The following is a 12,041-nucleotide window of genomic DNA, read 5'->3' on the forward strand; positions in this document are numbered from 1 at the left end:
GACGGGGTCGTCGCTAAAGTGACGGCCCCGTTTTCGTTGCATTGCTACCGATCATGACGCCCCTCGAGCGCTACCAGGCCGATCTCCAACGCCCCGATTTCTTCCACGATGCCGCACAGGCGAATGCCGTGAAGCATCTGCAACGCCTCTACGATGACCTGGTCGCCGCCGACCACGCCAAGCCCGGCCTGTTCGGCAAGCTGCTCGGCAGGAAGTCCGGCGGGCCGGTGAAGGGCCTGTATTTCTGGGGCGGCGTCGGCCGTGGCAAGACCTACCTGGTGGACACTTTCTTCGAGTCGCTGCCGTTCGAGCAGAAGGTGCGCACGCACTTCCACCGCTTCATGAAGCGGGTGCACGAAGAACTGAAGACCCTCAAGGGCGAGAAGAACCCGCTGACCATCATCGGCAAGCGCTTCGCCGACGAGGCGCGGGTGATCTGCTTCGACGAGTTCTTCGTCTCCGACATCACCGATGCGATGATCCTCGCCACCCTGCTGGAAGAGCTGTTCAAGAACGGCGTGAGCCTGGTGGCGACCTCCAACATCGTGCCGGACGGCCTGTACAAGGACGGCCTGCAACGCGCCCGTTTCCTGCCGGCGATCGCCCTGCTCAAGGAGCATACCGAGATCGTCAACGTCGATAGCGGCGTCGACTATCGCCTGCGCGCGCTGGAGCAGGCCGAGCTGTTCCACTGGCCGCTCAGTGAACAGGTCGAGGAGGAGATGGCGCGCAGCTTCAAGGCCCTGACCCCGGACTGTGCCAAGGCCCAGCGCGACGAGGCGCTGATGATCGAGAACCGCGAGATCCGCGCGCGCCTGACCTGCGACGACGTGGCCTGGTTCGAATTCCGCGAGCTGTGCGACGGCCCGCGCAGCCAGAACGACTACATCGAGCTGGCGAAGATTTTCCACGCCGTGCTGATCTCCAACGTCGAGCAGATGGGCGTCACCAAGGACGACATGGCGCGGCGTTTCATCAACCTGGTGGATGAGTTCTACGACCGCAGCGTCAAGCTGATCATCTCCGCCGAGGTCGAGCTAAAGGATCTCTACAGCGGCGGCCGGCTGGAGTTCGAATTCCAGCGCACCCTCAGTCGTCTGCTGGAAATGCAGTCCCACGAATACCTGACGCGTCCGCACCGGCCCTGATCCGGGGCGGAAACGAGAAAGGGGTTGCCGATGGCAACCCCTTTTTTCATGGACGCGCGGCGTTTCAGCGCTGCGCGGTGTTCTGCTCGAAGCCGGCGAGGAGCTTCTTCGCATGGGCCACTTCGAGGGCTTCCATGGCGTTGATCGGCTTGATCGCCACGGCCTGCTTCAGTTGGGCGATGGCCTTCTCCCGCTCGTCGTCGCCGTATACGTAGGTCAGCGCGTTGGCGTACTCGTAGTGGCCGATCGGCAGGTCGTTGGCCTGGCGGAAGGAGCGGGCGAAGTACTGTTCCATCTTGTCGGCGCTGACCCCGTAGGTCATCTTGCCGACCAGCTTGCCGACCTTGCGGATCACTCCCGCCTCGTAGCCGCCGTAGAGCGCCAGGGCGAACGGCTGGTTGGGTTGCCTGGCCAGGAGGGCGTCCAGTTCCTTGGGGATTTCGCTGGTATAGCCGCGCTTGAGCACTACCGGTACCGATAGCTCCTCGGCCAGGCGCGCCTTGGCGTAGACGCTGCCGAACTGGGCGACGATATCGGCCTTGACCAGCGGGCCGGCCTGTTCGGTGTAGTCGATGACCTCTTCGAGCAGGCGCTGTTTCTCCGCCTGGTCGGGAGCCAGGAACATGGCGTAGAGCACCTGGGCGAACATCGCCGGTACCTGGCCGCCGACTCCCAGGGCCAGTCCCTGCTCCTTGGCCTTGGCGTAGTCGCCGCGGAACAGCAGGCGCCAGACATCCTGCAGGCGCGCCGCATATTGCGCGGCCTCTTCCGGCTTGCCGGTGAAGCCGGTGCCGGCCTTCACGGTCTTTTCCAGGGCATCCGGATGGGCGGTCGCCATGTTCACCACCCAGTCGGCGTCCGGATAGGGATAGTCGCCGAAGCCGCGGGTCAGGCGCGGCCAGGCTTCCTTCAACTTGTCGCCTGGATAGTCATAGGCGCTCTGGTCGTAGGGGAAGGCTTTCCAGTTGTCGGCGGCCATAGCATTCATACCGAAGAGGGCCAGGAAGGCGAGCAGATAAAGGCGCATGGCAAAGGTCCGTTCTTGTCGTTGTTCGGAACGCCCGCGTCTGCGGCGGGCCTGCGGGTTCATGAGAACCCGCGAAGGCCGACCTGGCTACCTATCCTAGGTTCTGTAGGGAAAGCGCCGGCGCCGATGCCGTTCGGGCAGGCCCGGCGATGTCCGGCTCAGCTTTCCTTCTGCATGAACTGGCGACGGTAATGGTGGGGAGAGAGTTCGGTGTGCTGGCGGAACAGGCGGGCGAAGAAGCTGGCGTCGTCGTAGCCGACCTCGTAGCTGATCGTCTTGATGCTCTTGCGCGTGCTCGAGAGCATGCCCTTGGCGGTCTCGATCCGCAGTCGCTGCAGGTAGTGCAGCGGCTTGTCGCCGGTAGCGGCCTGGAAGCGCCGCATGAAGTTGCGGATGCTCATGCCGTGGTCGCGGGCGACGTCCTCGAAACGGAACTTGTCGGCGAAGTGGTCTTCCAGCCATTGCTGGATCTGCAGGATCGTCGGGTCATGATGCAGCTTCTGTCCGCCGAAGCCGATACGCCCTGGGGTGTAGCTGCGCTGTACTTCGTAGAGGGTATCCCGGGCCACCGCCTGGGCCACCGATCCGCCGCAGAAACGCTCGATCAGATAGATGTAGAGGTCGCAGGCGGAGGTGACGCCGCTGGCGCAGAACAGGTCGTCGGCATCGGTCAGGTGCTTCTCCTGGTTGAGCAGCACGTTCGGGAAGCGTTCGGCGAATTCCCGATAGAAGCGCCAGTAGGTGGTCGCTTCCTTGCCATCCAGCAGGCCTGCCTGGGCCAGCCAGAAAACCCCGGTCGCCTCGCCGCAGAGGGCGGTTCCCTCGGCATGGCTGCGGCGCAACCAGGGAACGATTTGCGGATAGCGCCGTTCGAGCGCGTCGAAGTCGCCCCAGAAGGCGGGCAGGACCACGATATCGCAGGCGGCGAGGGGACCGTCGACGGCGATGCTGTCGCCGCTGAAGCTGCGTACCGGCTGGCCGTCGGGGCTGAGGATGCGGGTGCGGAAGGCCGGCTGGAGACCGAGGCCCTGCTGCTTGCCGTGGCGCAGGCTGGCCATGTGGAAGAAGTCCTTGGCCTGCATCAGGGTCGAGGCGAAGACGCCGTCGATGGCGACGATGCCGACATGTTTCAGCACCGGAGCGGATTGAGCGCGCATGGATTTTTATCGTTGTTGTGAGTAAGGGAAAGCGGTCAAAAGGCGGCTGGATCGTCTTATTTTTTGGCGCAACTGTCCAGTGCGTCGGTCGGGGCATTTCCCTACAGTCGAAGACCTGCCGCGTGCAGCCAACCCGATCCCAGACCGTTTCCAGGTGACCACGATGATACCGAGAACCCTGTTCAGCTCCGACCACGAACTGTTTCGCGACAGCGTGCGCAAGTTCCTCGAACAGGAAGCCGTGCCTTTCCATCACCAATGGGAAAAGGATGGGCATGTCGACCGCGCGCTCTGGAACAAGGCCGGCGAGGCCGGAATGCTCTGTTCGCACCTGCCGGAAGAGTATGGCGGGATGGGCGCGGACTTCCTCTACAGCGCCGTGGTCATCGAAGAGATCGGTCGGGCCGGCCTGACCGGGATCGGTTTCTCCCTGCATTCGGACATCGCTGCGCCCTACATCCTCCACTACGGCAGCGAGGCGCTGAAGCGCAAGTACCTGCCGAAGCTGGTATCCGGCGAGATGGTCGCGGCCATCGCCATGACCGAGCCGGGGGCCGGTTCCGACCTGCAAGGGGTGAAGACCACGGCGGTACTGGATGGCGACGAGTACGTCATCAATGGTTCGAAGACCTTCATCACCAACGGCTTCCTCGCCGACCTGGTGATCGTGGTGGCGAAGACCGATCCGAAGGCTGGCGCCAAGGGCATAAGCCTGTTCGTGGTCGAGGCGGGTACGCCGGGCTTCAGCAAGGGCAAGCGCCTGGAGAAGGTCGGGATGAAGGCCCAGGACACCTCCGAGCTGTTCTTCCAGGATGTGCGGATTCCCCGGGAGAACCTGCTCGGCAAGGACGGCCAGGGATTCATCTACCTGATGCAGGAGCTGCCGCAGGAGCGCCTGACCGTTGGTATCGGCGCGCTGGCGTCGGCCGAGGCGGCCCTGCAATGGACGCTCGACTACACTCGCGAGCGCAAGGCGTTCGGCAAGTCGGTGGCGGACTTCCAGAATACCCGCTTCAAGCTTGCCGAGATGGCTACCGAGATCCAGGTCGGCCGGGTCTTCGTCGATCGCTGCATGGAGCTGCATCTCCAGGGCAAGCTGGACGTACCCACCGCCGCCATGTGCAAGTACTGGACGACAGACCTGCAATGCAAGGTGCTCGACGAATGCGTGCAGTTGCACGGCGGCTACGGCTTCATGTGGGAATATCCGGTGGCGCGGGCCTGGGCTGATGCCCGGGTACAGCGGATCTACGCCGGTACCAACGAGATCATGAAGGAGATCATCGCGCGGGCCCTGTGAGGCGCTCCTGGCCACCGGGAGGGGCGGACGAGCGCATCGCGCGGTTGTCCGCCGAACCCGCGGCAGCGCCAGGCCCCTGGAGCCTCAGGGAGCCGGGTTCGGTTGCTCCCGGTGGATCGCATCGATACCGGCGAGCACCTCCTCGTCCAGCCTCAGGTCGACGCTGCCGAGGTTGGTTTCCAGCTGTTCCAGCGAGGTCGCGCCGATGATGTTGCTGGTCACGAACGGCCGCGAAGTGACGTAGGCCAGTGCCATCTGCGCCGGTTCCAGTCCATGTTCGCGGGCCAGCGCCACGTAGCGCGCGCAGGCCGCTTCCGCCTGCGGGTTGGTGTAGCGGGTGAAGCGACTGTAGAGACTGATGCGCGCGTTGGCCGGGCGGGCGCCGTCCGCGTACTTGCCGGAAAGCATGCCGAAGGCCATCGGCGAGTAGGCCAACAGGCCGCACTGCTCGCGGATGGCGATTTCCGCCAGGCCCACCTCGAAGCTGCGGTTGAGCAGGTTGTAGGGGTTCTGGATCGATACCGCGCGCGGCCAGCCGCGCTCCTCGGCGAGCCTGAGGAAGGTCATGGTGCCCCAGGGTGTCTCGTTGGACAGGCCGATGTGGCGGATCTTGCCGGCGCGCACCTGCTCGTCGAGCACTTCCAGGGTTTCCTCCAGCGGTGTGAAGCTCTCTTCCTGGTGCTGGTAGCCGAGCTGGCCGAAGAAGTTGGTCCGCCGCTCCGGCCAGTGCAACTGGTAGAGGTCCAGCCAGTCTGTCTGCAGGCGCTCCAGGCTGGCATCGAGGGCGGCGACGATGTGCTGGCGGTTGAACTTGAGGTTGCCGTCGCGCACATGGCTGATGCCGTTGCCGGGGCCGGCGATCTTGCTAGCGAGGATCCAGTCGGCGCGGTCGCCGCTGCGGCGGAACCAGTTGCCGATGATGCGCTCGGTGCTGGCGTAGGTCTCGGCGCGGGGCGGCACCGGATACATTTCGGCGGTATCCATGAAATTGATCCCGGCGGCCTTGGCCCTGGCGATCTGGGCGAAGGCGTCCTGCTCGCTGTTCTGCTCGCCCCAGGTCATGGTGCCGAGGCAGAGGGCGCTGACTTTCAGATCGGTGCGGCCGAGCGGGCGATACTCCATGCGGGTGTCCTCGTGAAATTAAGTGGTTAATGCGGTTGTAAATTCTGGCGAAATCTGCATAATTCCGCAGCCTTTCATCGGTGGGGGATGCCAAGCCTGCCGATCGATGTATCTAGTCGTTACGGACGCACACCGACCCGAGCCCCAATTCGTGTCTGTTTTCGGCTGTCCTTGACTTGTCAAGGCAACCACTGTCCAGTAAGATTCGCCGTCTTATTTTCAGGCGGCCCCTGAGGCTATAACGAATGAAAACCTATACCGCGAAACCGGAAACTGTACAGCGCGACTGGTTCGTCGTCGACGCTGCCGGCCAGACCCTGGGTCGTCTGGCGACCGAAATTGCCCGCCGCCTGCGTGGCAAGCACAAGCCTGAGTACACTCCGCACGTTGACACCGGCGACTACATCGTCGTCATCAACGCCGAGCAGGTGCGTGTGACCGGTGCCAAGACCACCGACAAGATGTACTACCACCACTCCGGCTTCCCGGGCGGCATCAAGTCGATCAACTTCGAGAAGCTGATCGCCAAGGCCCCTGAGCGCGTCATCGAGACCGCTGTAAAAGGCATGCTGCCGAAGAACCCTCTGGGTCGCGATATGTATCGCAAGCTGAAGGTGTACAAGGGTGCCAGCCACCCGCACACCGCTCAGCAGCCCCAAGAACTGAAGATTTAACGGGATAGCTCATTATGTCGGCGACTCAAAATTACGGCACTGGCCGTCGTAAGACCGCTACCGCTCGCGTCTTCCTGCGTCCGGGTACTGGCAAGATTTCCATCAACAACCGTGGTCTCGATCAGTTCTTCGGTCGTGAAACCGCTCGCATGGTCGTGCGTCAGCCGCTCGAGCTGACCGAGACCGTCGAGAAGTTCGACATCTTCGTTACCGTCGTTGGCGGTGGCGTAAGCGGTCAGGCCGGTGCGATCCGTCACGGCATCACCCGTGCCCTGATCGAGTACGACGAAACCCTGCGTAGCTCGCTGCGCAAGGCCGGCTACGTGACTCGCGATGCCCGTGAAGTCGAGCGTAAGAAAGTCGGTCTGCGTAAAGCGCGTAAGCGTCCGCAGTACTCCAAGCGTTAATTCGACGCTTGCTGAAAAACGCCCACCTCTTCGGAGCTGGGCGTTTTTTTATGTCTACGCTTTAACTCTGCGGCAAGGTGTCGCATGGCCGAAGGGCGCGCCCTACAAGGGTTTCGGGCGTTTTGTGTCAGGCTATTACCTTGTCATCAAAGGGGGTTTTCTTTACCATTTGGCGAATTTTTTGCGCGGCTCGAATTTTTACTTAAAGGCCTGATTAGAACAGGTCTGAAGCTGATGGGAGACGACTGAATGAGTAATGACGGCGTGAATGCAGGCCGGCGTCGCTTCCTCGTCGCGGCCACCTCTGTGGTTGGCGCGGCGGGAGCGGTGGGTGCTGCGGTCCCGTTCGTAGGGTCATGGTTCCCCAGTGCCAAAGCCAAGGCTGCTGGCGCGCCGGTGCAGGTGAACGTGGGCAAGATCGATCCAGGTCAGCAGATCATCGCTGAATGGCGCGGCAAGCCTGTATTCATCGTGCACCGCACGAAGGAGATGCTGGACGCCCTGCCGAGCCTCGAAGGACAACTGGCCGACCCGGACTCCAAGGCCTCGGAGCAGCCGGAGTACGTCGATCCCAAGCTTCGCTCGATCAAGCCGGAACTGGCGGTGATCGTCGGCATCTGCACCCACCTGGGCTGCTCGCCGACCTTCCGTCCCGAAGTCGCCCCCGCCGACCTCGGTCCGGACTGGAAGGGCGGCTACTTCTGCCCTTGCCACGGCTCCCACTACGACCTCGCCGGTCGTGTCTACAAAGGCCAGCCAGCGCCGCTGAACCTGCCGATTCCGCCTTATACGTTCGATGCTGACGACGTCATCACCATCGGCGTGGACCAGGAGAAAGCCTGATGAACAAGTTCATGGCTTGGGTCGATGCGCGTTTTCCCGCGACCAAGATGTGGGAAGACCATCTGAGCAAGTACTACGCACCGAAGAACTTCAACTTCTGGTATTTCTTCGGTTCCCTGGCGCTGCTGGTGCTGGTCAACCAGATCCTCACCGGCATCTGGCTGACCATGAGCTTCACGCCGTCGGCCGAAGAGGCGTTCGCTTCCGTCGAATACATCATGCGCGATGTCGACTACGGCTGGATCATTCGCTACATGCACTCCACCGGTGCATCGGCGTTCTTCATCGTGGTCTACCTGCACATGTTCCGCGGCCTGCTCTACGGCTCCTATCAGAAGCCGCGCGAGCTGGTGTGGATCTTCGGCATGCTGATCTACCTGGCGCTGATGGCCGAGGCCTTCATGGGCTACCTGCTGCCTTGGGGTCAGATGTCCTACTGGGGCGCCCAGGTGATCATTTCCCTGTTCGGCGCGATTCCGGTGGTCGGCGAAGACCTGGCCCAGTGGATCCGCGGTGACTTCCTGATCTCCGGCATCACCCTGAACCGCTTCTTCGCCCTGCATGTGATCGCCCTGCCGATCGTCCTGCTCGGCCTGGTCGTGCTGCACATCCTGGCGCTGCACGAAGTCGGTTCGAACAACCCGGACGGCGTTGACATCAAGAAGAAGAAGGACGAGAACGGCGTACCGCTGGACGGCATCGCGTTCCATCCGTACTACACCGTGAAGGATATCGTCGGTGTGGTGGTGTTCCTGTTCATCTTCTGCACCGTGATCTTCTTCTTCCCGGAAATGGGCGGCTACTTCCTCGAGAAGCCCAACTTCGAGATGGCCAACCAGTTCAAGACCCCCGAGCACATCGCTCCGGTCTGGTACTTCACCCCGTTCTACGCGATCCTCCGCGCGGTTCCGGACAAGCTGATGGGTGTGGTGGCGATGGGTGCGGCGATCGCCGTGCTGTTCGTCCTGCCGTGGCTGGATCGCAGCCCGGTTCGCTCGATCCGCTACAAGGGCTGGCTGAGCAAGCTGTGGCTGGTGATCTTCGCGGTGTCCTTCGTGATCCTCGGCTACTACGGCGCCCAGGCTCCGAGCCCGCTGGGTACTACCCTGTCGCGCGTTTGCACCGTCCTGTATTTCGCCTTCTTCATCCTGATGCCGTTCTACACCCGGATGGAGAAGACCAAACCGGTTCCGGAAAGGGTGACTGGCTGATGAAAAAGCAATTCGCTGCACTGATTCTGGCGGTACTGCCAGTCCTGGGTTTCGCCGCTGGCGGCCATGGGCCGCAACTGGATCATGTCGATATCGACCTGACCGACAAGGCGGCCATGCAGGATGGCGCGCGTACCTTCGCCAACTACTGCATGGGCTGCCATAGCGCCAAGTTCCAGCGTTACGAGCGTGTCGCCACCGACCTGGGCATTCCTGCCGATCTGATGATGGAGAAGCTGGTGTTCACCGGCGCCAAGATCGGCGACCACATGGACATCGGCATGAAGCCGGCCGACGCCAAGACCTGGTTCGGCGCCGCTCCGCCGGATCTGACCCTGGTTGCCCGCGTACGCGGCACCGACTGGCTGTACAGCTACCTGCGCTCGTTCTACGAGGATCCCAAGCGTCCGTGGGGCGTGAACAACGTGATCTTCCCCAACGTCGGCATGCCGAACGTCCTGGCGCCCCTGCAGGGACGCCAGGTGATCGGCTGCAAGCAGGTACAGGTGGTCGAGGATGGCAAGAAGCAGTTCGATCCGTTGACCGGTACCCCGCTGACTCACGAAGCTTGTGACCAGTTGACCGTGGTGCCGAAGACCGGCGAACTGAACGAAGCTCAGTTCGACGAGAAGGTCAAGAACCTGGTGACCTTCCTGGCCTATTCGGCCAACCCGAACAAGCTGGCCTCCGAGCGTATCGGTACCTACGTCCTGCTCTACCTGGCCTTCTTCTTCGTATTCGCCTATCTCCTCAAGCGCGAGTACTGGAAGGACGTGCACTAACCCGCACGTTGGTCTTCGAAGCGCGCGCCCTACGGGGCGCGCGCGTCTTTTCACCTCCCACAAGTCGACCTGCGAGGAGGGCTCCATGGCTTCAATCAACAAGCTGACCTGCTATTCCGACCCTGCCGATCATTACTGCCATCGCATCCGCCTGGTCCTGGCCGAGAAGAACGTGGCGGTAGAGGTGATCGATATCGAGGCGGGCCGCTGTCCGCCGATGCTGGCGGAGGTCAACCCCTACGGCAGCGTACCGACCCTGGTCGATCGCGACCTGGCGCTGTACGAGCCGACGGTGGTCATGGAATACCTCGATGAACGCTATCCGCATCCGCCGCTTCTGCCCGATTATCCGGTGAAGCGTGCCAACAGCCGCCTGTTGATCCATCGTATCCAGCGGGACTGGTGTTCCCTGGTGGACCGGATCCTGGATGCGCGCAGCAAGGAGGCCGAGCGGGTCCAGGCGCGCAAGGAGTTGCGCGAGAGCCTGACCGGGGTTTCCCCGCTGTTCGCCGACAAGGCATATTTCCTCAGCGAGGATTTCAGCCTGGTGGATTGCTGCCTGTTGCCGATCCTCTGGCGTCTGCCGCTGCTGGGCATCGAGTTGCCGCGGCAGGCCAAGCCGTTGCTCGACTATATGGAGCGCGGATTCGCCCGGGAAAGCTTCCGGGCCAGCCTGTCTTCCGTTGAACGAGATATGCGTTAAGGAACATGAAGATGAATTCCAGCCGTCCCTATCTGGTCCGCGCGCTCTATGAATGGATCGTCGACAACGATTGCACGCCACATATCCTGGTGAACGCAGAGTTCGCCGGGGTAAAGGTGCCTCCGGGTTATGCCAGCGATGGGCAGATCGTGCTCAATGTCTCGCCCTCTGCCGTGCGGCATCTGCACATGGACAACGAGGCGGTCAGCTTCGAGGGGCGTTTCGGCGGCGTGGCGCAGAGCCTGTACATTCCAGCGCTGGCGGTAATGGCCATCTACGCCCGGGAAAACGGACAGGGCATGGTCTTCGATCTGGAGCAGCCGGGTCCGGTGGACGACGAGCCGGGCGATGACGATGGCGGACCGTCCGATGAGCCGCCGCGTCCCAGTGGCAGGCCATCCCTGAAGGTGGTCAAGTAAACGGCTAGCAATGAAAAAGGCGATCGAAGGATCGCCTTTTTTCGTTCGCTGTTCTTCAGTTTATGTATTCGAACAGCTTGACGATCTTCTGCACCCCGTCGACGCCCTGGGCGACGCGGACAGCCTGGGCGGCTTCCTGCTGGTTGACCAGGCCCATCATGTAGACGATGCCGTTCTCGGTGACCACCTTGATCCGCGACGAGGGCACGTTGGGATCGCTGAGCATCTGGGTCTTCAGCTTGGTGGTGATCCAGGCGTCGTTGTTGCGGGCGAGCAGGGAGGAGGGCGAGGTCACCTGCAGTTCGTTATGCACGTTCTTGACCTTCTGCACCGTGCGTGCGGCCTGCTCGGCCTTGCTCTTGAGGTCGGCGCGCGGGGTCTGGCCGGCGATCAGCACGATGCCGTTGTAGCTGACCACGACGATGTGAGAGTCCTTGTCCAGGGCCGGATCGGCCTTGGCGATGTTCACCGCGGCCTTGGTCTCGATCAGCGAGTCGTCGATCTTGCTGCCGATGGTTCGGGTCCCGCGATCGTCGTCGATCGGTTTGTCCCGGGTGGCGCTGAGGAAACTGCTGCAGCCTCCCAGGGCCAGGCTCAGGGCCAGGGTGGCGGCGACGAAGGCGGTACGGCTCATTCTTCACTCCCGAACAGTTGGCGGTCGATCAGGTCGCAGAGGCAGTGGATGGCCAGCAGGTGGACTTCCTGAATGCGTGCGGTGATCTTGGAAGGAACGCGGATCTCCACGTCTTCCGGCAGCAGCAGCGAAGCCATGCCGCCACCGTCGCGGCCGGTCAGGGCGACCACCAGCATCTCGCGGTCGTGGGCAGCCTGGATGGCCTGGATCACGTTGGCCGAATTGCCGCTGGTGGAAATCGCCAGCAGGACGTCGCCCGGCTGGCCCAGGGCGCGGATCTGCTTGGAGAAGACTTCGTTGTAGCTGTAGTCGTTGGCGATCGAGGTGATGGTCGAGCTGTCGGTGGTCAGGGCCACGGCCGGCAGGCTCGGACGTTCGCGCTCGAAGCGGTTGAGCAGTTCGGAGGAGAAGTGCTGGGCATCGCCGGCCGAGCCGCCATTGCCGCAGGAGAGGATCTTGCCCTCGTTGAGCAGCGCATTGACCATCACCAGGCTGGCTTGCTCGATATAGGGAGGCAGTACTTCCAGGGCCTGCTGCTTGGTCTCGATGCTGGCCTGGAAGAGCTGGCGGATACGGTGTTGCATGTCCATCGGTAATGACCTTCGGTGGGGCGG

Annotated in this window: 14 protein-coding genes; 9 read left to right on the top strand and 5 right to left on the bottom strand. The window is 62.6% G+C overall.

Features of this window, described 5'->3' with window-relative positions; genetic code table 11:
• Positions 1–53: 53 nt before the first annotated feature.
• Complete coding sequence (gene zapE, locus HMPREF2924_RS31085; RefSeq protein ID WP_003094297.1) at positions 54–1,148, top strand: cell division protein ZapE; 1,095 nt, start codon at positions 54–56, stop codon at positions 1,146–1,148.
• A gap of 64 nt (positions 1,149–1,212) precedes the next feature.
• On the opposite strand, the gene HMPREF2924_RS31090 is transcribed toward zapE, so the two are convergent.
• Positions 1,213–2,175, bottom strand: coding sequence for a hypothetical protein (locus tag HMPREF2924_RS31090; RefSeq protein WP_003110032.1), 963 nt, complete (start codon positions 2,173–2,175; stop codon positions 1,213–1,215).
• A 158-nt stretch (positions 2,176–2,333) separates the two neighbouring features.
• Positions 2,334–3,233, bottom strand: a complete 900-nt coding sequence (locus tag HMPREF2924_RS31095) for a GlxA family transcriptional regulator (protein ID WP_003120906.1) — start codon at positions 3,231–3,233, stop codon at positions 2,334–2,336.
• A gap of 253 nt (positions 3,234–3,486) precedes the next feature.
• On the opposite strand from HMPREF2924_RS31095, the gene HMPREF2924_RS31100 reads away from it, so the two are divergent.
• Complete coding sequence (locus tag HMPREF2924_RS31100) at positions 3,487–4,632, top strand: acyl-CoA dehydrogenase family protein (protein WP_003134747.1); 1,146 nt, start codon at positions 3,487–3,489, stop codon at positions 4,630–4,632.
• 84 nt (positions 4,633–4,716) lie between these two features.
• Here HMPREF2924_RS31100 and HMPREF2924_RS31105 read toward each other — a convergent pair whose 3' ends face one another.
• Complete coding sequence (locus HMPREF2924_RS31105; RefSeq protein WP_003094166.1) at positions 4,717–5,754, bottom strand: NADP(H)-dependent aldo-keto reductase; 1,038 nt, start codon at positions 5,752–5,754, stop codon at positions 4,717–4,719.
• A 245-nt stretch (positions 5,755–5,999) separates the two neighbouring features.
• Here HMPREF2924_RS31105 and rplM point away from each other — a divergent pair, with 245 nt between their 5' ends.
• The 7 genes from rplM (at position 6,000) to HMPREF2924_RS31140 (ending at position 10,793) form a co-directional block, all read left to right on the top strand.
• A complete protein-coding gene (rplM, locus tag HMPREF2924_RS31110) occupies positions 6,000–6,428 on the top strand; it encodes a 50S ribosomal protein L13 (protein ID WP_003094164.1) in 429 nt (142 codons plus the stop codon).
• A 14-nt stretch (positions 6,429–6,442) separates the two neighbouring features.
• Positions 6,443–6,835, top strand: a complete 393-nt coding sequence (gene rpsI / locus HMPREF2924_RS31115) for a 30S ribosomal protein S9 (protein WP_003098810.1) — start codon at positions 6,443–6,445, stop codon at positions 6,833–6,835.
• A 249-nt stretch (positions 6,836–7,084) separates the two neighbouring features.
• The gene (gene petA, locus HMPREF2924_RS31120) at positions 7,085–7,678 is read left to right on the top strand and encodes a ubiquinol-cytochrome c reductase iron-sulfur subunit (RefSeq protein WP_003100631.1); all 594 of its coding nucleotides are present in this window, start codon (positions 7,085–7,087) and stop codon (positions 7,676–7,678) included.
• The gene (locus tag HMPREF2924_RS31125; RefSeq protein WP_003094159.1) at positions 7,678–8,889 is read left to right on the top strand and encodes a cytochrome b; all 1,212 of its coding nucleotides are present in this window, start codon (positions 7,678–7,680) and stop codon (positions 8,887–8,889) included. The genes petA and HMPREF2924_RS31125 overlap by 1 nt, the downstream gene beginning before the upstream one ends.
• A complete protein-coding gene (locus tag HMPREF2924_RS31130; protein ID WP_003094157.1) occupies positions 8,889–9,671 on the top strand; it encodes a cytochrome c1 in 783 nt (260 codons plus the stop codon). Before HMPREF2924_RS31125 ends, HMPREF2924_RS31130 begins: the two co-directional genes overlap by 1 nt.
• An 85-nt stretch (positions 9,672–9,756) precedes the next feature.
• On the top strand, positions 9,757–10,374 hold the full coding sequence (locus HMPREF2924_RS31135; RefSeq protein WP_003094155.1) for a glutathione S-transferase N-terminal domain-containing protein: 618 nt from the start codon (positions 9,757–9,759) through the stop codon (positions 10,372–10,374).
• Positions 10,375–10,385: 11 nt separating this feature from the next.
• Positions 10,386–10,793, top strand: coding sequence for a ClpXP protease specificity-enhancing factor (locus tag HMPREF2924_RS31140; protein ID WP_003094153.1), 408 nt, complete (start codon positions 10,386–10,388; stop codon positions 10,791–10,793).
• 55 nt (positions 10,794–10,848) lie between these two features.
• Here the strand turns inward: HMPREF2924_RS31140 and HMPREF2924_RS31145 are convergent, their stop codons facing one another.
• Positions 10,849–11,427, bottom strand: a complete 579-nt coding sequence (locus tag HMPREF2924_RS31145; RefSeq protein WP_003094151.1) for a BON domain-containing protein — start codon at positions 11,425–11,427, stop codon at positions 10,849–10,851.
• Positions 11,424–12,017: a phosphoheptose isomerase gene (locus HMPREF2924_RS31150; protein ID WP_003094149.1), complete on the bottom strand. Its 594-nt coding sequence runs from the start codon at positions 12,015–12,017 to the stop codon at positions 11,424–11,426. Before HMPREF2924_RS31150 ends, HMPREF2924_RS31145 begins: the two co-directional genes overlap by 4 nt.
• Between the last annotated feature and the right edge of the window lie 24 nt (positions 12,018–12,041).

It is taken from the genome of Pseudomonas sp. HMSC063H08, from assembly GCF_001813645.1.
GTDB lineage: Bacteria > Pseudomonadota > Gammaproteobacteria > Pseudomonadales > Pseudomonadaceae > Pseudomonas > Pseudomonas aeruginosa.